General features: G+C 40.7%; 11 protein-coding genes. 10 read left to right on the plus strand and 1 reads right to left on the minus strand.

What is annotated here, in order from left to right; translation table 11 throughout:
- The first annotated feature begins 154 nt into the window (after positions 1 to 154).
- The gene (locus AC58VC_RS15450) at positions 155 to 1,129 is read left to right on the plus strand and encodes a hypothetical protein (RefSeq protein WP_497369614.1); all 975 of its coding nucleotides are present in this window, start codon (positions 155 to 157) and stop codon (positions 1,127 to 1,129) included.
- A 151-nt stretch (positions 1,130 to 1,280) separates the two neighbouring features.
- Here AC58VC_RS15450 and AC58VC_RS15455 read toward each other — a convergent pair whose 3' ends face one another.
- Complete coding sequence (locus AC58VC_RS15455; protein WP_497369615.1) at positions 1,281 to 4,064, minus strand: glycoside hydrolase family 31 protein; 2,784 nt, start codon at positions 4,062 to 4,064, stop codon at positions 1,281 to 1,283.
- Positions 4,065 to 4,446: 382 nt separating this feature from the next.
- On the opposite strand from AC58VC_RS15455, the gene AC58VC_RS15460 reads away from it, so the two are divergent.
- From AC58VC_RS15460 to AC58VC_RS15500, 9 genes are all read left to right on the plus strand, one after another.
- A complete protein-coding gene (locus tag AC58VC_RS15460) occupies positions 4,447 to 5,361 on the plus strand; it encodes an ABC transporter permease (protein WP_497369616.1) in 915 nt (304 codons plus the stop codon).
- 25 nt (positions 5,362 to 5,386) lie between these two features.
- Positions 5,387 to 6,265, plus strand: a complete 879-nt coding sequence (locus tag AC58VC_RS15465) for a carbohydrate ABC transporter permease (protein WP_497369617.1) — start codon at positions 5,387 to 5,389, stop codon at positions 6,263 to 6,265.
- Between the two features lie 62 nt (positions 6,266 to 6,327).
- Positions 6,328 to 7,956 carry a type 2 periplasmic-binding domain-containing protein gene (locus AC58VC_RS15470; protein ID WP_497369618.1) on the plus strand — a complete coding sequence of 543 codons (1,629 nt, stop codon included), beginning with the start codon at positions 6,328 to 6,330 and terminating at the stop codon, positions 7,954 to 7,956.
- 86 nt (positions 7,957 to 8,042) lie between these two features.
- Positions 8,043 to 9,749, plus strand: a complete 1,707-nt coding sequence (locus AC58VC_RS15475) for a sensor histidine kinase (protein WP_497369619.1) — start codon at positions 8,043 to 8,045, stop codon at positions 9,747 to 9,749.
- Between the two features lie 14 nt (positions 9,750 to 9,763).
- Positions 9,764 to 11,356, plus strand: coding sequence for a response regulator transcription factor (locus AC58VC_RS15480; RefSeq protein WP_497369620.1), 1,593 nt, complete (start codon positions 9,764 to 9,766; stop codon positions 11,354 to 11,356).
- Between the two features lie 196 nt (positions 11,357 to 11,552).
- Positions 11,553 to 18,020, plus strand: coding sequence for an InlB B-repeat-containing protein (locus AC58VC_RS15485; RefSeq protein ID WP_497369621.1), 6,468 nt, complete (start codon positions 11,553 to 11,555; stop codon positions 18,018 to 18,020).
- A gap of 65 nt (positions 18,021 to 18,085) precedes the next feature.
- Positions 18,086 to 18,826: a hypothetical protein gene (locus AC58VC_RS15490; protein WP_497369622.1), complete on the plus strand. Its 741-nt coding sequence runs from the start codon at positions 18,086 to 18,088 to the stop codon at positions 18,824 to 18,826.
- 234 nt (positions 18,827 to 19,060) lie between these two features.
- Positions 19,061 to 19,633 carry a hypothetical protein gene (locus tag AC58VC_RS15495; protein ID WP_497369623.1) on the plus strand — a complete coding sequence of 191 codons (573 nt, stop codon included), beginning with the start codon at positions 19,061 to 19,063 and terminating at the stop codon, positions 19,631 to 19,633.
- Positions 19,634 to 20,031: 398 nt separating this feature from the next.
- Positions 20,032 to 23,694, plus strand: a complete 3,663-nt coding sequence (locus AC58VC_RS15500) for a sugar-binding protein (RefSeq protein ID WP_497369624.1) — start codon at positions 20,032 to 20,034, stop codon at positions 23,692 to 23,694.
- The last annotated feature ends 374 nt before the right edge of the window (positions 23,695 to 24,068 follow it).

Raw genomic sequence — 24,068 nt, forward strand, 5'->3', positions numbered from 1 at the left:
ACATTTAACAAACCAAGATATTTTAAATGGATTATGTAAGTGCAGATTCGTAATATCAAACACTTTGATTAAAAGTTGTAATAAATCTGATTTAGGATTACTAATCTCTGAGAAAATTGATGAATCTGGAAACATAAAGCGGATACAATCTACAATGTCAGAAGGTTTTGAGAAGTTAGGGATTGATTTGATAGTGTACTTAATAATATTCTTATCTATAAGAATTTCACATGTTTTTTATCAGAGAAGAATTGCATTTACTGAATCTAGTGATATTCATTTTAATGACGAAATTGTAAACGAAGCTTTCAGTATTTTTACTAATTGGCCGCAATCATTATATAGTTTTTTGAATAAATTCAAAAGTACACCTAAGAAAAATCGAAATCAATTATTAAGCGGTTTGAAAAAAGATTTTGGACGATTTCATTTTGAGATTAAGAAACTAAGTCTTATCCCTAGCTTTAAATTTTTTACAGATGAATATCAGAATTATTTGCAATATATTTGGGATGGCGCGGCTGAACAAAGAAGTTCTAATGCGAGATTAAACAACGGGTATATCAGTGAATCTCAAGCATGTAAACTCCTTGGAATGAAAAAGAGCTCAATAAATTTCTCATTATTGGTTAGTAGTGGTTTGATTGCCGGTGAAATTATCTGTAAACCATCTAAAAATATTATTTTAATTGATAAACTGTCTTTAGATCACTATATACAGCAAAAGCCTAAGTATAATAAAGATAAAATTGAAGCAGATATTGCAATAAAACAAGGGTATATAAACATTGCTGAAGCAGCAGAAATTTTACAAATTCCAATTAGATCAGCATTAAAGATAACAAGAGAGAATACGGTTAAACGAGGTCATAGTTACTATATTAAAAAAAACTTTATAGAAAAATTAGAGGAATTAATTATACATAAAAGTAAAATATATAATAATGAGCCTAACTTAATAGTTTTATATAAATCACAAAACTATTACAAGTTCTTATTTGAATCTGGAATACAAGTGTATATAAAACCGGAGAAAATGGGTCTAAATAAAATATATTTTAGAAAACAAGAGTTTATACAATCATTGCATAGTTATGGGAGTAATAAGAAGACTTATCTAAAGAAATAGAATTGTTGTAATAAACTTGCTTAGGAATGTGTTTTGTTTCAAAAAGTTAAATTTAAAAGTTAAAGTCTTAATGGTAATGGTTGGCTAACTTAAATAGTCAAACAGGAATGCCTTGCGATAAATCGTAAGGCATTCCTGATTTTTGTTAATATTAACAATCCGAAGTCAAGATAGATTCGGTATGCGTCCCTTTTTTATATTGAAGGGTTAATGGCCGATAAGTCATCTCCGAGTCATGAACGATGAAATTAAGTTCTATCGTTGGATGTTCATCAAGCATGCCATGATGCTCAGTTGTAAGGGTAACGATAACTTGATCTTTCTCTTTACGGCAGCTCAATTGGAACAAGTCATAAACACCTTTCTTATATTCCAAACTCAATCCATCATCATGATAAAGTTCGAAGCTAGTTTCCGTTTTTGAAGGATAGAGATGAATCTCGTAACGGTCACCTCGATAATCAGATGTGTTATTGATTTGTTCGATATATGGAATGATAGCGCCTTTTCGAACGAACAGCGGAATAATATCACGTGTAGCCTCGTAGCGAATCGTTTGAGAACCCTGATATACTATATCGGTCCAATAGTCGATCCACTCCCCCTCAGGCAAATAAACATCCCGAACCGCGGTGTACATCTCATGGCCGCTTTCCTCATAGATTGGTGCCACAAGGAAGCTAGATCCTAGGAAGTACTGATAATCCACTTTGTAAGTTTCAGGATCCCGAGGGTATTCAAGCAGCATGGCTCTCATCATTGGAATGCCGGTTTCTACGGTTTCATAAGACAGGCTGTACAAATAAGGGAGCAAGCGATATCGCAGTTTAATCAAATCACGGACAATATCCGTTGCCATTTCGCTATAAGCCCAAGGATTAGATCTAGGTCCATGAGCTCTGGATAAAGGAGACCACAGTCCCCACTGGAAAGAGCGGAGCAAGTATTCCTCTGTCATTCCCGGACATTCAGCGAAACCGCCCATATCATGTGACCAAAAGGGGATACCAATGAGTCCAGCACCTTGTCCTGCTTTAATTAAGACGCGTGTCCCTTCAAAATCGCCGTTTTGATCTCCGCCCCATGAGCAAGGGTACTTGCCGCTACCGACAAAACCCGTTCTCTCCCACACGACAGGGCGAATGTTAGGACGCTCTTGGAGCATCGATTCGTAAATAGATTTTGCAAAATAGACCGGATACAGGTTGTGAAACTCACTGCCGCTATGGCCTTCGGCATTATAAATCGTTGCTGGAACTTCTCCACCGTCTCCGCCATCAATTTTCAGTGCGTCAACTCCGCTTTCAAGTAGTGGACGCAATTGCTCGCGCCACCAATCTACCGCGAGGGGTTGAGAGAAATCAAGCAAGCCAGCGCCGAAGCCCTTCCACCACACGATAGGATAGAAGGCACCATCTTTATCTACGCAGAAGAACGATTCTTGAACACCTTCTTCAAATTTGTCGCAGGATTGATTAACGAATGGTGTTGTCCAGAGCATAAGTTTGATGTCGTTTTCCTTGAGGAAATCCATGAATAGGGCAGGATCAGGGAAGTTTTGCTTGTCCCACTGCAGATCACACATATCATTCTGCCAGGCAGGATCAATACAATATACGTCGATTGGTATATCATCCTGCTTAAACTTTTGAATGGTGCTAATCGAGAGATCCGTCGTATCAATGCCTGTTTTGGACTGCATATATCCGAAAGTCCAACGAGGGATCATCTTGGATCTGCCAGTGATAGCGGTGTAACTAGATACAATTTGTTTTGGTTCTGGACCATAGATGAAGAAATAATCTAGCTTGCCGCCCATAGCCCAAGCAATGGCTTGATTCGGAACAAGCTTCCCCATATCAAAAACAGAATGATAGGAATTATTCATGTAAAGACCGTATCCTTGTGTACTGAGGTAGAAAGGGACAGGTATATCGCAGGTGATCCAATCGTGATTCACCCAGATATCTTCACGATGGCCACGTTTATCCATGGTTGGGGTCGCGTTTTTTCCTAATCCAAAGATATGCTCGTCAGGGGTTAAATCGATTGCTGCTCCTACGATTTGACCGTTGATTAAGCCTGATGAGTGCTGGCGAAATAAGATGCTTTCTTGTGAATCTAAAACAGTTAAACTGAACGGCTCCGTTGTGATTTGAACCTTCAGATTTTGAAAGGCGATAGCATAACCACCATAGTGTTCTTCCACAGCCCCCCATTGGTCAACTTGTAAATGATGGTCTAATTCATCGAGACATAGCCCATCGATAAGTGGTTGGTGAGAAGGATATGTTGCTTGATTCAGCGTGAAACGAAACACGCCCTGGCTCCATGCCTGAAGCACGCCCTGGCTACCGGAACCGAAGTCAATTACAATTTTACTATCGTCTCGTCGGATTCCTGTTACATGCCTGAGATCATCCTTAGCTGCGAGTTGAACGGTGCTAGGAAGCTCATGAAGCATACTAATGAAGCCTTCTGGCGTATGAAGCTCCATACCTCTTCCTTTGATCCAAGTTTGGAGCTGCACACTATCTGTAATCACAGCGAGGAGGGAGTGTTTACCATTCTCCTTAAGCATGCTGTTAGGAACAACGAACTTGCACTCCGAGCCGTAATTGTTGGATTTACCAATTTCAACCCCATCCAAGTAGAGGGATACTTTACGTAGATTTGTGAATAGACCAAAATCTAGACTTGCATATTGAACGTTAGCAAGAGACTGGTTATCTATATCTGAAAGTGTAAAACTAGTATAAAACCAATTGGCCTCATCCAGTTCTTGGGCTTCGCTCGTTAGAGATGCGCCTGAATCTAAATCGATCTTTTTAACACTACGAATGTTTGATGTAATGAACTGTTCCTGCTCTGTCAATTGATGCTGTACATCCTTTGATAATCCTGATAGCCATTCTAGATTTAGCGTTGTGTGCATGGAAATCCTCTTTTCTTTAAAGTAATTTGAATCTATGTCCAAAGGTATGAGCATTATATCTTTACTATATTTTTGAAGCAGAGATGTGTCTGCTGACGATTCTGACTTATATAGGGACGATTTTTACCTGCGTCACCCAAAGGGTTCTTTTCAACTATTCGCTATAATGTAAAAACGCAATCATCCCAAATATCCGACACAAAGAACCTTTGACTAAGTGCGACTAAGGTTCTTTGTTCTAGGTAAAAATCGTCTGTAAAGAGGTCAGAATCGTCAGCAGACACGAACAGTCCTTGAATTTATAGTAGTCATACAGACAACAAACAATACTGGAGTGGATGAGATGGAGCTTACAACAGCAAGTAAGAGTGAAAAGAGAAGGATGACCAAATCCAATTCGTTATGGCATCAATATTGGAACTATAAGTATATGTTTATTATGCTTCTTCCCGTTTTGGCGTATTACGCAATCTTTCATTATGGGCCGATGTACGGGGTGTTAATTGCCTTTCAAGATTATCAGGTCTTACAAGGTGTTTCAGGAAGCCCTTGGGTAGGATTATCGAACTTTAAAGATTTGTTCACTGGGGAATATTTCCCTCTAGTATTAAGAAACACTCTACTTATTAATTTCTACAAGTTACTGCTCGGATTTCCTGCACCGATCTTACTTGCAATCTTAATTAACGAAGTCAAGCATGGTGCTTATAAGAAATTCGTACAAACCATCAGTTATGTTCCGCATTTCTTGTCATGGATCGTACTTTCGGGTTTGCTAATTGAGATTTTGTCTCCGAGTCGAGGTCCGATCAACATTTTATTAGATCACCTTGGGCTCCAGCCTATCTTCTTCATTACCGAGCCTAGCTGGTTCCGCACCATACTTGTGAGCTCTGACATTTGGCGGAATATCGGGTTCTCAACGATCATATACCTGGCTGCAATTGCAGGGATTAATCCTGAAATTTATGAGGCAGCTGAAGTGGATGGTATTAATCGCTTCGGCCGCATATGGCGCATTACACTTCCATCGATGTTTCCAGTCATAGTCATTATGTTGATTTTATCGAGTGGTTCGATCATCAATGATGATTTCGAACAGGTTTTCAATCTGTTAAATGCCAAAGTGCTGGATGTCGGTGATGTCATTTCTACCTACACCTACAATGAAGGTTTGGCTCGTATGAACTTTAGCTATGCGGCTGCAGTAGGCTTATTCAAAAATGTGGTTGCCTTGGTTCTCGTTCTGAGCGCTAATTTCATAGCTAAGAAAATTACTGACGAATCCATTATCTAACAGCTTAGTAGAGGAGAGAAATGCATTGAAAATCAAACAAACAATGGCAGATCGTGTATTTATTACGTCGGTTTATGTATTGCTTGGACTGTTATGTATTACCTTCATTATTCCCATTCTTCAGGTGTTGACGAACTCACTCAGCCCTCCAGATGTCATTAATAGTTATGGATTTCATTTGATCCCTACGAAGTTTGATTTAAGTGGCTATAAAACGGTACTCCAGGACGACAGAATCTGGACAGCTTACGGCTATACGATTATTCGGACCCTTCTGGGGACTTCGATCACCGTGCTGCTAACTTTCTTAGGTGCTTATCCCCTATCTAAAGCTAACTTGCCGAATCGTAAGCTATGGACAACCTTGATAGTAGTCACGATGTTCTTCTCCGGCGGTATGATTCCTTCTTATTTGCTGGTGAAAAATTTAGGGATGATGAACAGCATGTGGGCACTGGTACTACCAGCAGCTATTAGTACTTACATGTTGCTCGTTACAAGAAGCTTTTTAGCGGGGCTGCCAGATAGTCTAGAGGAGTCGGCTAAAATTGACGGTGCTAACGATATCGTGATCTTATTCCGGATTATTCTTCCGTTGTCTTTGCCAATTATTGCGACCGTTGCTCTGTATTCAGCAGTTAGTAACTGGAATGCATGGTTCGATGCCATGATCTATATTCAGGATCAGAAGAAACAAGTACTTCAAATTATATTACGAAATATTTTGCTTGTAGGAACAGATCCAATGTTGGAAGCTGTATCATCTGGAAACAAATTAACAGTGAGTGCAGAGAATTTGAAAATGGCAACGTTGATGGTGTCAATTCTTCCAATCTTGGTTGTGTATCCATTCTTGCAAAAATACTTTATCAAAGGCGCTTTGATCGGGTCGATCAAAGGATAGTGATTGGTTAATCCCCTATTTTTAGGGATAACATATGATAGAATGATCATGGAGGGGTAAGAATGACGAAGAGTTGGAAAAAGGTCTCAACGGTAGCACTCGGGTTAACGCTTAGCGCAAGCTTGGTTGCTTGTGGAAGTAATGGCAGTGGAGACAAGAATGCTGCTCTCGCTACACCATCAGACGCAGCTGCCAAACAAGAACCTGTAAAAATCGATTGGTTGGGTTATGATTCGAATGCTCAGGTAGAGAATCCAGATACAAACCCAGTCGTAAAACTCGTACAGGATAAATTTAATGTCAAATTCAATCTTTGGTATGCGGATGCACAGAAATGGGATGAAACGCTCAACATCCGTTTTGCCGCTGGCGAAATGCCAGACTTTATGAAAATCTCTAATATTCAAACACTGCCAAAGTTGATTACTCAAAATGTAGCGGCACCGATTGACGAAGCACTTATTCGTAAAGTAGCTCCTAACTATGCCAAATATATTGATTCTGTGAATAAAAATGCTTGGGACTTCGGTAAAGTGAACGGTAAACTGTATGCCCTTCCAGGCACAAATGCGCGTTCCATGTATCCGACTGTTATCGTTTGGCGACAGGACTGGTTGAGTAAGGTAGGGATTACAAAAACACCGGAGACGCTGGCTGAAGTTGAAGATGTGTTAACGAAGTTCCGCAACAATGATCCTGATGGCAACGGGAAAAAAGACACCTACGGTATGTCAGACTTTGCTATCCCAATCGTAATGGGGGCATTCGGTCGTCCAGCATTCGATGATGTGAAAGCAGCAGCGAAAGAGCCAGCTCGTGCATTAATGCCAGTTCTTAAAGATGGCAAAGTCGTAACCGCTGCAACACAACCAGAAATGAGAGAAGCACTGGATGTTTTAAGCAAGTGGTATAAAGCAGGACTTATTGATCCTGAGTTCATCACTTCAGAGAATACAACGGGTTATTGGGCTGATTCTCAAGCATTTTATAATAACAAAATCGGTTTGACAGGCAAGGGGATGTTCTATCACTGGCGTAATGTTCTGGAGCCAAACAACCCAACCGATGCATTAGGCGGGCAATATATTAACTTTAACAAGTCCCAGCCTAACGGAACTATCGCTTTCGGGAAAGCTCCGACCGGTCCTAAGGGAGCATCTGGTGCACCTCAATGGCAAACCTATAACAATTCTTATATTTTCACAACAAAGGGAGCTAAAGATCCTAAAATTGTTGAAGCGACGCTCAAAATGATTGATGCTACCTTCACTGATTTTGAATATTCCCTTACCGTAACACAGGGGATCAAAGATCAAGATTGGAAGTTGAACGGCGAGCAATTCATCAACATGGATAAAGATCCAGCGAAGAATCCGAACGCCAAGGGATGGAACGTATTTAATCCTGTTGGTGGTGGATTCGCACAGAAGAGAGACAAATTCTTGTTCGATTTTGCAGAGAAAAATGTAAAAACCAAAGGCTATGAGCCACTCGTTCTTCCACCGACGAATGCTTTTGCTAAGTCAAGCAATGCGCTTGCGAAGTCAACGATTGAAGCTTATTTCAAAATCATCACTGGGGAGCTTCCAATTGATGCCTTTGACGATTATGTGAAAAAATATTATGCTAACGGTGGTACAGAAGTTGAGAAAGAATGGACTGACGCATACAATCAAATGCTTGGTAAATAATAGGTGATAAAGGGGAGGGGACAACCTCCCCTTTTCTCTATGGAAAGCTACGAGATGGAGGAAGTATATTGAGATATTTTCAGTCTATGACATTTTACAAGAGGCTTCAGTTGTCTCTATTATTGCTTGTTCTCCTCCCTGTTGCTGGAAGTGCTATTTTCACTTATTATCTCATTCAAGCAAACGTAAATCGGAGTATGGAAGAAAGAAATAGCGCTTATCTCAATCTGGTCTCACAAGAAATTAGTAAGACACTGGATGTTATCGATATATCTTCCCGTTACTTAGCTCAAGATACAGCTACGTTAAGTCGCATGAGAACTTTGAAGGATACAACAGCAATCAGAACGTATGATGAGTTTGAAAGCGCAGAAGAAATCAAATTATCTTTTCAATACTTTGGTGAAAAGAATTTAACTAATCAAATTCAATTTCTCATTGTGAATCCCAAAGGACTTATCGTCCATAACCAAAGGACTGTTGAAGACTTCAATCGATTAGTGAAGGATTTACCTGTCATTCAAAGCCGGATCCAGAAGCATACGTACATAACTTTACAAATGCTTGGAACCTCTTATTCGTATCCTATACAGGAGGATCTGCCATACGCTTTATATTTTGGTCGTGTCATTCAAGATCCTTGGAATACTGAGGACTTAGGCGTTATTTACGTGACTCTTTCGAATGCTTATTTCAAGAACCTATTTACACAGCAGCATTTAGGAACTATGGCTCTATATGATTCTGCTGGACAGTTCGTGGCTGGAGATATGAATATCCCGTATCTTCGTAACGAAAAGACAAAAAAGACGTTGCGAAGTGAAGTTAGTATTCCAATTAATGAATGGAAGCTCATTTATGAAACATCGAGAGCGCCGATTGCCGGTGATGTAAAAAGTATCTATCTGCTTGCAGGTGCGGTAGTTGTTCTGTTTATTTTACTGTTTGGATGGCTCTCCTTTTTCATAGCCAAAAGATTACATCGTCCAATACGAAAACTGGAACTCACGGCTGTACAATTCGGAGAAGGGCATACAGAAATTCGTTTCCCAGACCAGGGGCAGGATGAGATCGCCCGTTTGGGTCGAACCTTGAATAACATGCTTGAGAATATTAAAGAGCTCATCGAAAAAAATCGGCAAGAACACGAACAGAATCGTATTCTTGAGCTGCAGGCATTAGCCTCTCAGATTAGGCCGCATTTTTTATTGAACACATTGAATTCGATTAAGATTAGCTTGAGTATGGCTAAAGACTCCTTTCATAGTGGCAAAATACATTCGTTAACGAGGTTGTTGAGGAATTATCTACATACCGGTGAGAATGCTACACTGCAACAAGAGTGTAAGTTACTAGAGGATTATGTGGAAATTATGAAAATGCGTAATCAAATGCAACTTGTTTTCACTGTAAGCTTAACAGACGAAGCGAAAACGATTGAAATGTCCAAGCTACTGCTACAACCCCTCATTGAGAATGCCATTGTGCATGGATTTTCAGAGCGGAGAGCGGATGCACGTTTGGAAGTTATCGGAGAGATGAATGATAAATGCTTATTCATTACGGTTAGAAATAATGGGGTTGGCATGGCCCCAGATCGGTTAAATTTGATGAATCAGTTACTATCAGCGAGTGATGAAGAACTCGTAGACAATGCGAAACGGGTTGGTCTAACCAATATTGCTCAGAGACTGAGGTTAACTTATGGCTCAGAAGCTACTATGCAACTGCAGAATAATTCTATTGGCGGTATAGATGTCTTTATGAAAATTCCTATCGGATTACATGTGTGAGGAGAGACAATGATATGTATCAAGTTATGACAATTGATGATGATGTACTGATGCTTCAGTACTTACGCGACATGATAAATTGGGAAGAGCTGAATCTACAAATCGTTTATGAAACCTATTCGAGTGTCATTGCCTTGGAGCAATTCCGTAAATTACTTCCTGATATCGTCATAACCGATATTGGTTTGCCTCAAATGGATGGTTTGGAGTTAGCCGCTCAATTACGTTCAATTAAACCTGATGTTGTCATTCTTTTTCTGACTTGTCATGAGGAATTTCAGTACGCCAAACAAGCGTTTCAACTTGAAGCCTTAGACTATCTCATCAAAGTAGAACTGACGGAAGAACAACTGCAGGCAAGTCTACAGAAGGCAATTCGAATGCTGCAGACGCAGAAAACACACCTGGAAGAACAGCCTTATCGGGAAGATATGCGCCGGAATCGCGAAATTCTCGAAGTCACTTTTATAAATCGTTTCATGAAAGAGGGGCCGTCAAAAGATTTACTGGAGTATGGAGCCCGACTAGGTGTTAGCTGGAAGCATCACGATTTCATCGTAGGTATGATCGCGCCTTTCTATTCTTCCTATTCCCCGAGATATATGTATCGAGATTCATTGGCTTCCTACGGCATTTATAATATTGCGGATGAGCTAAAAAGTTCGTTCGAAGGGATGACCGTATTTTCAACGGAGCATGCTGTTGTATTGGTTTATAATTTTAGAAATAATCTGCATACCAATCCAATGGACACATTCCGTAGCTATGCGATGGAAGTGATAGAGAAGTGCAAGGAATATCTCAAAATTCGCCTGAGCTTGCAGTATATACAGCGGAAGTATGAGATATCCGGTTTAGTTTCTGCATTGCATCTTCTGAAAGAAAGACAGTTGGACGGATTTTACACTTCATCTGTCATAGCAGAGGTGCAAGACGGTGCTAAACAATGGTTGAATGAGCCAAGCACAAGATTACTTGGACAATTGGAAACGTACGCTTCTTCCTTTCAGGAGCAATTGATAGAAGAGCAAGTGGATCTTCTTTCCGTCGTTGGTGCTACTGCGGCAGAGAATAAGCTAGCTCCTGACGTATTTTTGAAACTTATACAGACAACTTTACGATCTATTGAGATGAAAAAAGGTAATTTGGAGGCAGAATCGGAAGCCTTTTACGAGTGTTTGCCGTATGTTCTGAGAGTGGACGATCTGCATAAACTCGTCTCGCAATACCTACAGCGCCTTGTAGATCATGTGGATTTGAAAGACAATGCAATCCAGCATGATTTTAAATTAAAGGTAATAAACCAATATTTGCAAGAGCGCCTTTCGGAGAATGTTACGACTGTCGATATGGCTGAATACTTGCATCTTAATGCGAGTTATTTCTCAAGATATTTTAAGAAAGTAACGGGCACGACCTTTACGGATTTCGTTCATCGTCACAAAATCGATAATGCAATTAAAATGTTGGAGCGACCCGAAGCGACGATTGAAGGAGCAACTTTAGCATTAGGGTTTTCCGATCGGAATTACTTTTCCAAAATCTTCAAACGATACATGGGCATGACACCTGGCGATTATGTACAGAAGAGCAAGAAACTAAAATAAGATATGTACTTGCTACGGCAAGGTAAAAATCATCCTGAAACAAGTCAGAATCGTCAGCAGACATGTATCTTTCCCTAGCGTATTATAAAATTCTATCCAAAGGAAGCATAATGCATTCTTTCATGATGCAATGTGCTTCTTGTCATTTCCAGATTATTGGAAGCGATTACAACGATGAATATGGGAGGGGTAATGTATGAGAAAAGGCAAGCTTTATAGTAAGGTGAAGTTGGTACTACTCATTTGCTTTGTGATTGCAATGATTTTGCCACCACAAGTGCAGCTCAAAGTAGAAGCGGCAGAAGCAACAGAGACATTTTATGTTGACTATTCCAATGGTCAAGACACGAATGATGGAACTACACCAGAAACGGCATGGAAAACATTGGATAAGGTGAATGCAACCCAATTTGAACCGGGGAACAAAATTTTATTTAAAGCCGGTGAGATCTGGTTTGGGCAGCTTTGGCCAAAAGGTTCTGGTTCAGAGGGGAGTCCCATTATCATTGATAAGTATGGTGAAGGGGATAAGCCAAAGATTGATGCCGAAGGACTGATTTCAAGCGCTGTAAAGCTAGATAATCAAGAATATTGGGAAATTAACAATCTCGCTGTAACGAACTGGCGTACGACGAAAACGACAGTTCAATTAACGACTAACACCACTTTTGATGTGACGGGTTACTTAGCTGGTATTCGAGTAACGGCTTCTGGCAGAGAAGGTGCATATAAACACATTGTTATTCGTGATTGTTACATTCATGATATTAATGGTTTACGTGAGTTTGGACCCAATGACACAACCGGTGGGACGGTTAAGGGAGCGTATTCTAATCCACCCGTACTAGGAGGATATGATAGTTCATGGTTTAAGGCTACTGGCGGTATTTCGATCTCAACAGTGGACACGCGTCCAGATTATACGGGGCCTCAACCAGCTAAGACCTATTTTGATGGGGTAATTGTTGAGAATAATACGATTGAAAGGGTATCTGAAACGGGTATTCGAATTGCTCAAGCCTCAACTTTGACAGCGTATTCAAATGCAAACCAAACATCTGTAGTTCCGAACCGAAATATTGTTATGAGAAATAATATGTTTATGGGTGGATTGGAATACTCCGACTTTGCACAATTAATCTCACCTGCGTACGCGCCTTTAAGTGAATATAATATCGCACATGACTGGCGTACTTCAGGTCTGGAAGTTACGAATACGATAGATGGCATTTACCAATTTAACGAAGTTTATAATATCAAACAGTGGCCAACAACAAGAACCGCTGATGATACAGCTTTTGACGCTGATTTGAACAGTAGTAATGTCATTTTTCAATATAACTATGCACATGATTCAGGTTCGGCTTTTCTAATCTGTGATTTGCAGGGGAACAAGACGAACTATAAACCTATCATTTATCGCTACAATATTGCGCAAAATATAACAAATCGGCTGATTTATGGCGGTTATGGTGGGCTTGTCTATAACAATACGTTTTATTCACCGAATAATGACACAAGAGTGCAACCTGATAACAATACGGTTGTTTCCAATAATATATTCTATGTGAAAAGCCTTGCCAACGGCGGTGGTACATATAAGAACAATCTATATTATCTAACCGCTCCATTTGCAGCAGATACGGCTGCAGTTGTAGGAGATCCACAATTTATTGATCCTGGTAAAGGTGAAACGGGTACAGTACCTGGTCAACCAAAAATTGATACGTTAGTTGGTTATAAGTTAAAAAATACATCCCCAGCAATCGATACTGGGATGCTTATCGCAAATAATGGGGGCAGAGATTACTTTGGTAATCCATTATATATGGATGCTCCTGATATAGGCGCACATGAATATTCAGATTCTGATAAACCCGTAGATCATGTGGCGTATGTAGAGTTGGATACTAATAAACGATTTATGAATGTTCAAGACACTGGAAGTATAAAGGCTACGGTTAAACCAAATTCCGTTAAGAATAAATTGGTCACTTTCTCTTCTAGCGATGAAAATATAGTAACTGTATCTCCAGCAGGCGTGTTAACGGCCGTTTCACCTGGAACAGCGAAAATCATTGCTGCAAGTAATTCAGATCCAATGGTTACCGCCGAATGTGTGATCGAAGTTTCCCCTGTATCAAATAGGATTAAGATTATCACACCGACGGACGATGGGTATGTTCGAGGGGTAAATGTTTCATCGTACTCCTCCATTATTTCACAGAATGCTGATCCTAATAATTTGCAGATACAAAATAACGCAGATGTGGATGATGGATGGAATAAGAAGGTTCTACTACAATTTCCTACGTCAGATATACAAGATAATTTGAACGACAAAACATTTATTCTAAGAATTTTTGCCCATAAAATAGAGGCGGTTCCAGCTGCAGATGCAAAAGGACCTTATAAGACCATTTCAGTGTTTCCTACGAATACAGGTTGGACTGAAACAACTCTTAAAGGAAATAATAGACCTGCTCGTAGTCAAGTTACATCAATAGGAACATTTAATGTCCCAGTCAGCAACACACAAGTATACTCATGGTTTGATGTGAATGTCACTGATTATATGAAAGCCTATCTAGCTAGCGGTGATAAAACTCAAGCTTCCTTTGAGTTAAGTAATGAGTCTTTAAGAGCAAGTACAGATTCCAAATTTATTGAGTTTTCTTCTAAGGATTCTTCAGATAATTTGCCTCCACAGCTTATTGTTAGTACGATACCTATTCAAGCGCCGACAAATGTGGCCCTTACTACAACGGTAGGCACAGCACCAGTACTGCCAGCAACTGTAGATGCAACTAATCTTGCTAATGGAAGCAGTATTCCTGTAGCCGTGCAATGGGAATCGGTGAATCCTTCATTGTACTCTGCAAAGGGAACTTTTGATGTAAAAGGGATTATCAGTGAGCCTACTTATGCTTCACTTGAAGTGCCAGTCATTATTAAAGTGACTGTAGAACCCAAAGTTCTTTCCGTTGCACTTGATGCAAATAAGCTATACCTCAATGTAGGTGGCGTTAAAACGATTATCAGCAATGTTTTTCCTGAAACGATTACATATAAAAGTGTGACTTTCACATCAAGTAATGAGGGAATAGCGACAGTTTCAGCTGATGGGAAAATAACGGCAATTGCAGAAGGAACAGCGATTATTACTGCAACAAGTGTAAGCGATCCAACAATCTCTACTACATGCGATATTACCGTATCAGCTATTACATCTGTTGCAAATTATCCGAAACAGATCTTCAAATCGACACAGGACTCCTACGTAAGAGATAGAACAAATATCGAAAATTTCGGTAGCGATGCATTCATTCACATTAAATCAGCTAATTCTGCTGGGTTTTCTAGAGTAGGCTATGTGCAATTTGATATCAGTTCATTTCCAAGCAATAGTACATTGTCGGCCAAGCTTAAATTGTATGGGAAAACGATTGATCAAGGCTCCAAAGCTTTGACTAATTTAGGTGTATATGAAACAGATTCCGGCTGGAGTGAGACTGGAATTAATTGGACGAATAGAAAACCATTTAAAGGCAGTGAAATTGTATCTTTTAAAGCACCAACTATACCCGGTAGTGCTTCGGCAGCTACTGCGCAAGGTGTATGGTACGAGGTAGATATTACTGATTTTATTAATACTAGACTACAATCTGGACTTTCACTATCAGGCGTATCTTTAGGCTTAGCTTTTACTGAATTTGTAAACAATAATTTGAGCCCATCTTCAACATTTAATACGGGCATACAATTCTCATCAAGAAATGATACTGCGGGGGACTTTGCACCGCGTATAGAATTGGCTGTTATTCCTTATTCAATCGTGGGCGACAAAAAAGTGCGTACAACTAGAGGGACAGCACCGGTTATGCCTCAAAGCTTAGAAGTTCGTGATACAACTACAGGTTTGACTAGTCAAGTTCCTTTAACATGGGAAATGATTCCTGCATCTAGATATGCAAGTCCGTCAAGTTTTGATGTAAGTGGCACTTTTGACTATAATGGTCAACCTCAATCGGTTATTTACAATGTAATTGTAGAAGCTCCTGAAACTAAATTACTATTTAACGCTGACTCAGGGACTGTTAGTCCGACGGTTAGCACGGCGACTTACGGGAATTCTGTTGGGTGGTTACCTACTCCTGCAAAAGCTGGCTATGTATTTAAGGGGTGGAATACAAGCGCGGATGGAACAGGGGTAACATATCGTCCAATAACTCTGTATACGCAATACACAGACACGATCTTGTATGCACAATGGCAAGCCAAAGTGTATGCATTCAGCTTTAATGCACAAGGTGGGGGGCCAGCTCCAGGTAACCAAACTGTAACTTTTGGTGGCCAGGTTGCTGCTTTGCCAGCTGTATCAAGAGAGGGCTATTCGTTTAAAGGCTGGAACACATCGGAAAATGGAACTGGAATGGCAGTTACAGAAGGCGCTATCTATCAAGATCCAAAAGATACAAATCTGTATGCAATATGGGAGGCGAATGCGTATCAGATTACATTTGAACCGCAATCAACCGTCCTTTCACCATTCACGAAGTCTGTTACTTATAATTCACCGATTGGAACAGTTCAACCAATTGAGCGTGATGGTTATTCTTTCAGTGGCTGGAACACTGCTTCAGATGGGACTGGTCAATCCTATACCGAAGCAACGCTATATCAGTTATCAGAAAATCTAACTTTGTATGCTCAGTGGTCTGTTGGGACGTATACGCTGCATTTTGATGCCAATGGTGGAAATGAAGGTTACTCTAATAAGCTGGTTAGCTATGAAGTGGCTGTTGGCACCTTACATACACCAATTCGCATTGGATATACGTTTAAAGAATGGAACACGGCTAACGATGGAACAGGAGTTGCGTTTACAGCCAATACAATGTATCAAACAGCATCTGATACAGTATTATTTGCGATCTGGACAGCAAATGCATACACGTTAAGCTTCGATGTGCAAGGTGGCAGTTTAAATGGCAGTTCAGTCACTTCTGTGACCTATGCAACTTATGTAGGCACGCTGCCAGTACCGACGAAGACAGGCTATACCTTTGTTGAATGGAACACGGTAGGTAATGGTACAGGTGAAACGGTTTCAAGTGGATCTTGGTACCGAACAGCTGCGGATTGTACACTTTATGCAAGATGGTCGCCCAATACCTATACGTTGAATTTGGATGCAGAAGGTGGCGAAGTAAGCGTATCAAATAAGGAAGTAGTCTTTGCGACTCCAGTTGGAGTGCTACCAGTCCCATCGAAAACAGGGCATATATTTATGGGGTGGAATGCGAAGGAAGATGGCAGCGGTAGCTTTTATACAGAAGTAACTAACTTAAACGTAGCATCAGATACAACACTTTATGCCATTTGGAAAGTCATTGAGCAAGGTGGCGGTTCTTCAACGGGAAATACACCATATACACCAACTTTAATCCTACAAGATCGCGTTGAAGTAACTACGGAATTGGAGAAATACACCAAAATAACAACAGATGTTCATGGAACCGTAGTAGCTCAATTGAATATTGATGCTAGTAACATTCAAACATCATTAGATCAGTTGAAAGATGGCGCAATCTTAGTACTTATGTCTCCAAAGGCAGTTGAAGGGAAAAAAGATACAGGCTTTCAAGTGAACTTGCATATAGAGCAATTGAGTTTACTTACGGATAAACATATCTCACTTGAGCTTCAAGCAGGGAACAAATCGTATATTTTAAGTGCGGAAGAGATGCTTGCTCAGGCTAAACTACTTTTCCCGAACGCATCACCAAATCAAATTTCAATAACAATAGTTAATACACCATCTAATGAAAAAGAGACTGCTGCTATAAAACAAGAAGCTGAAAGACAAGGTTACACGTTATTAGATTCTCCTGTATCATTCGAAGTAAAGTTATCGAATAATGGGGTTGATAAACCTACTGAAATGTTTGAAAAAATGGTTGGTCGTATTTTAGGTGAAACTACACACAAAGATGTTATCGCTTTAAGAATGCAAAAAGATGGCTCCTTTGTTCCTGTTCCATTAGTAAATCTAAATGGTAAATATGTAGGTATGAGTCTATTGAACAGTACCTATGTACTTGCAGCAGCTAGACAAATTACATTCAACGATGTAAAAGGGAATGAAGCAGAAGAAAGTATTCAAGCTTTAGCCTCTAAATATGTGGTTAATGGTTTACCAAATGGGGATTTTGAACCGAATCGTTCTGTAACTCGTGCGGAATTTGTGCAAATGTTATCAGCGGCATTAGGTATTTATGACAAAGGAGTAGCAGAACAACGCTTTAAAGACGTTGACGTGAAGGATTGGTATGCTGATGCGATAACGAGAGCAGTAGATGCTAAACTAATAGGCGGTGTAACGGAAGATATGTTTAATCCAAGCGGTATCATTACTCATGAAGAAGTCTATACAATTCTTGGTAGAACATTACCGCTCTTAAGACTCGATGGTAAAGTAGATCCAAATAAGACATTGTCTGCATTTAAGGATGCCACCACGCTATCTGATTGGTCTGTACTAGCGTCTGCAAGCCTTGTAGACCTAGGTATTATTTCTGAAGATCAGCTACATGCTAAAAGAATAATCACGCGTGCAGAGGCTGCTGTGTTCATTCAACGGTTATTAGAAAAAGCATTTTAGATTTTGGAATAGGGGTAAGCCATTGACCATATAGAGTCAATGGCTTGCTTTATTAATGGAGGATGATGGTTATTAAGAAAAAGGTATTACTTCTAAGTATAGCGACTACACTGATTATCCTACTTTTGGCCATGATCATGGAGTGGAATCACGATAAAAACGAAGCTCTTGCTTATATCAATGGTGAAGAAATAACTGGATCAGAATTCTCATTGATACAAAATAATGGGAAATCTGAAGTCATTACGTACTTTAGACAAAAGTATAAGGCTGATATTGATAAAACATTTTGGAACCGAAATTACAACGGTGAAATCCCATTAGAGATTTTAAAACAAAAAACGATGGATAAGTTGACTAAACTGAAAATGGAGCAAATTCTGGCTAAAGACAAAGGTATAATTGAAGATATAAGCTATGAAGCCTTTCTTGATGCTCTTAAAAATGAAAATAACAATCGTAAAAAATCCATTGAAAGTGGAAAAGTTATCTATGGGAATAAACAGTTTGGTGAATTGGAGTACTATAATTATCGCCAAAGTAATTTGGTTTTAGAGTTGAAAAAGAAGTTAATGGACAATGAACTTAAACCAAGTGATGGAGAGCTTGAAGCGTATTATTTGCAGAAGAGAGATAATATGTACAAGTTGGGGACAACCACTGGGTACAGAGAATTATCAGAAGTCAAAGAAGATGTTGCCATGCAAATTGTAAATACAAACTATGATGAATTTATTGAACAGATGATTAAAAAATTGAATTTGAAAATAAACGACAAACTTTATAGAAGAATTAAGAATGATTGAAAAGCTTTAACACATAACGGTAATAAAGAGTAAAAATTGTATAGAAAGAAGTCAGAATCGTCAGCAGACATATCTTTCTCATTTGTATATGATTATTTCAATCGTAAGCCATTGACTAAGCCATTGACTAACGATTTCATGGGAGCATCACACATTCGATTATCGATGTAGGGTGCTCCTTTTCGTCTGTTGATAATGGAAGCGATTTCAAAAATTGTGGAGGAGGAATTATTGATGAGCAGCAGCAAGTTTAGTGGGAGTATGAAGGTTGTAGTTATGGCCATTTTTGTATTGGCTATGATACTGCCAGCCCAAGTAATGCCCAAGGCTGAAGCAGCAGTAACTGGTAGCTATTATGTGGATTACTCGAATGGGCAAGATTCGAATGACGGGACAACACCAGGGACAGCGTGGAAAACCTTAGGCAAGGTAAATGCGACGCAATTTGCACCAGGTAACCAAATACTATTTAAATCAGGAGAAATCTGGTTTGGACAACTTTGGCCGAAAGGCTCTGGTGTAGAAGGCAGTCCTATTGTCATTAATAGCTATGGTACGGGAGAAAAACCGAAGATTGATGCCGAAGGTCTGATTTCGAGTGCCGTGAAGCTGGATAACCAAGAGTATTGGGAAATTAACAATCTGGCTGTAACTAATTGGCGCACGACAACAACTACGGTTCAATTGACTACAAGCTCGACTTTGCTTAATATCAGAAGGGGCTGCCGCATGGCAGCCCTTTGTTCATTTAAGGACGTAAGTACTTGTCTTATTCGCAAGGCAATAATTTATATATTTTACCTATGATGAATAAGAATATACATCCTTTGCCGCTGTGGGAGTCCTACGAATAGTTATTTATACAATTCAGTGAAGTCATGCAAGGAAAAAATAAAAATATTTGTGACAAGAATATATATCTATTGCCGAAAAAATGTACATGAACAATGTATTATTGCCATAACGCAGTACATCGAAAAGGGAGTAGCCTTCTCAGGCGTGAAAGGGTAATGAACATATGGAAAGGATGAAGTACCGCTTCATAGAAATATGCACCTCATTCGTAGCATCTTCGGATATAAAGGGGCAGACGGCATTGGTACAATTATTTATGAGAAAGCGCATTCATTTATATGGCCTCTCGGGTTGAGAGTACTCAAACGTATATGTTAGTGCGATTTTAATAAAATGGAGTGTGACATCGAATGAAGCGAAAGAAACGAACGTTAACTGGCAAGTGGATTTCACTCTTGATTATCGTGTGCATGCTTTTTACATCGTTAGGAACAGCTTCTGGAGCAGAAGTAGCAGCTACGTCAGATACCAAGGGACATTGGGCTGAAAATCAAATCAACAGTTGGATCGGCAAAGGTTGGATCAAAGGGTACGAAGATGGCAGCTTTAAGCCAGAGCAGACCATAACTAGAGCGGAGTTCGTGACGTTGGTGAATCGCTCTTTTGGATTTACGGAAGAGACGAGCATCTCCTTTAGTGATGTTGTGAAGGGCATCTACTATTACGAAGATGTGGCCAAAGCCATGAAAGTGGGCTATATCCAAGGCTATGCAGATGGCACTTTTGGTGCGAATAAGCCCATAAGCAGGCAAGAAGCTGCTGTTATCATTGATCGATTGTTAGGCTTGTCCAAAACAGCGAGCAGCGAAACTGATTTTTCAGATAAAAATTCGATAGCTCCATGGGCGAAGGATGCCGTAAATGCGGCAGTTGCCCATGACATATTTACGGGCTATGCGGCAGATCATACACTAAGACCGTTGAATGCCATTAAACGTGGGGAAGCGGTTACGGTGTTAGATCGTGCTTTGGCGAAGCGAGTCACTACCTACAACACGGCAGGGATTTATGGTCCGACAACAGACATTCAGACGGTGGATGGCAATGTAGTCATACAAGGACCAGGGGTTACTTTGCAGAACATGATTATCAATGGTAATCTCGTTTTCGCTGCTGGCATTGGCAATGGAGATGCAACACTCAACCATGTGACTGTAAAAGGTCAAACGACGGTAGAGGGTGGAGGAGAAAACTCGATCCACTTTATTGACTCCATCTTGCTCACAATTCTGGTAGACAAGCAACTTGGAACAGTTCGTATTGTAGCGGAAGGGACAACAACTGTTGGAGAAGTTACGATCGAATCTCCAACTACGATTCAAGAGAAGGGGACAACTGGCACAGGGTTCAGCAAAGTGACGCTGTCCGAGAATCTGCCGGCTGATTCGAAGGTTACTTTACTAGGAACGTTTGAATCGCTAGCAGTCAAAGGTGATAAAATCCAGATTGAAATTCCCGAAGGCAGTGTAAAAGAACTCATAGCTGAACTATCAGCTACAGGGATGTCACTTCGTTTAGGGGCAGAGGCAACGATTATTCACCTCGTGCTAGATGCAGCTGCCAAAATCTTAGGTACTGGAACGATTGAAACGGCAACCCTTAGCAAAGCTGCGAAAGATACGACAACCTTTGAGAAGCAGCCGAAAAAGAAAGAGGATAAGGTGGAAGGAGTGCCAACACCTACTCCTACTATAGCACCGCCGTCTTCATCGAATTCAGGCACGAATCCAACGCCACCTCCGAGTAAACAATTGTCTATCGTAAGCTATGGAGCGATTGCGAATGATGGGCTCGATGATTTACCTGCTATCAAGCTCGCAGTGGAAGCGGCGAAAGCGCAAGGCAAAAGTGTTTACGTACCAAGCGGGGAATTTAATCTAAACGGCTTACTTACTCTTGATAGTGTCGATCTTTCAGGCGATGGAGAGACGTCTATTTTAAAAAGTATGAATCTTACGCTCCAGGCGGTCATCCTGATGGGTGATGGCACAGACCTAAGCGCTGTCAAGTTGACATCTGTTCCAGCAACGGTCAGGCTGACGAACGACGATTCAGCTCGTGTACGTGTAGGTTCGAATGCGACGAACTATTCGATCAAAAATATCGTCATTGACGGTGGATCTTCCGTAGGCTTCTTCAACGCTGGGACACATGGGGTCATCAGTGGCAATACCGTCAAGAATATGTTGGCAGATGGTATCCACATCACGGCACTATCCAACGATATCCTTGTTGAGAACAACACGGTTCACCAGGTAGGTGACGATTTCATTGCTGTCGTTTCTTATGAGAAATTCGGTGGCTGGGTGAAGAACGTTGTTATTCGAAATAATCACGTGTCTCACGGTGAGGCGCGTGGACTTACGGTTTCAGGTGGCGAAAATGTATTAATTGAGAATAATACGGTATTGGATGTGTACGGTGCTGGTATTTACTTAAGCTCTGAGGGGAATTACAAGACATACACTGTGAAAGACGTGATCGTACGTAACAACACGGTTACAAATGACAGTATGAATGGCGGTAGCCCGACGAAGGGCGGCTTAAATATCACAGCAACGAACAAAAATCCAAGTATTGATAACGTGCTCGTAGAGAACAACACATTTATCGATTCGCAAGATAACGGCGCGCTGATTGTAGGCACATTTGAAATTGACGGTCTGCAAATCCGGAACAATGTGTTCCAGAATCCAGCTAATTACGGCATCATGATTGTCAGAACGGTGTTTGGTGCAATTAATATCACTGGCAATACAGTGACTAGTTCCGGCAAGGCGGTCTATGTTAACAATTCCACAGATCCTGGTATCACGAGCGATCTGACCAATGAAGCTGATAACGGTGGTGGCGGAGGAACGAATGTGGCTGCTTACGGAACACCTGCCATCGACGGCCAAGCGGATGATTTCTGGGCATATTCCACAGTGCATCAAATGGATGCTACGGCAGCAGGCACAACAGGAACCGCTAGAGTTGCATGGGATGAAGATAAGTTGTATTACTTGTTCGAGATGAAGGATGCAACACCGTTTGCGGTGTCCGAGAAAGAGAAGAACGACTCCGTCGAAGTATGGGTGGATGAGTTAAATACGAAAAACGGTACTCAAACGACGGGTGATTACCAAATGCGCGTTGACTTGAATAATGCCAAAACAACGTCGATGAGTAACCCGGTCGCCAACTTCTTAAATAGTGTGACAAGCGCGGTATATCGCATGCAAGCGGGTTACCAAGTCGAGATCGCGGTTCCGTATACAACGACGGAGCATGCACCGAAAGTCGGGGATATCGTCGGCTTCAATGCGAGTGCCAATGATGATGCGAATGGAGATGGCCTGCGTGATGGCTTCATGACGTGGGTTGACCGCAACCTTCCGTATTGGGCAGATACTCGCGTGTACAATGAAGTGAAACTGGCAGCGCCAGTGCCGCTTGCAGCTTATGGCAAACCAGTGCTAGATGGCACAATCGACAGCTTCTGGGCTAACTCCACGCCATTGCAAATGGATACCATTGCGACGGGAACAACTGGAAAGGTTAGAGTCACTTGGGATGAAACAGCCTTGTACTACCTGTTTGAAATGAAGGATACTACACCTTTTGCAGTTGCCGAGAAGGAGAAGAATGATTCGGTTGAAGTTTGGGTAGATGAGCTGAACACGAAGAATGGTGCTCAAACGATAGGCGATTACCAAACACGGGTCGACTTGAATAACGCGAAGACGACATCGATGAAAGCGACGGACATATTGAATAACGTAACGAGTGCTGTCTACAAAGAAAATGGCAGCTATATCGTTGAAATCGCGGTTAAGTATACCAAGCTTATTCCTTCCGCTGGAGAGATTATTGGCTTTAACGCGACAGCCAATGATGATTCGAATGGAGATGGTTTGCGGAATGGTTTCGTGACCTGGGTCGATAGGAACCTACCTTATTGGGCAGATACACGCGTATATAATCGCATTCAGTTAGCTAAGGCGAAGGAAGTACAGACACTTACACCATAACGTAGAATAGCTGCTAAGAAAAGAGGCTGGCCCGAGGGTCGATAATAACCTTTGAGCTAGCCTCATTACATAATTTAGAGCCTTTATAAAAAAATCCTCATGTTTAATTGAATACCCCTGATGCTCACGATGTGATTGTACCAGAAGTTCGGTTAGTATAGCCATGCAGATCTTTTGATAGTAGGAGTCTAATCCTGCCATCGATAGTTGGGAGTGTAGATATATAGTTATGCAAAGAAATGTTCACTTGCTTAATAGGAAGGAAATGTATTTGGACCTGATGGAGCTGTCTTTTCAAGCATATGATTTGGACTCGATTAGACGAAGAATTTCTTGTGATGGTTCCAGCAGGCTAGATCTGCAGTCTTATTCAA

The sequence above is a fragment of the Paenibacillus sp. J22R67 genome (genome assembly GCF_059692175.1).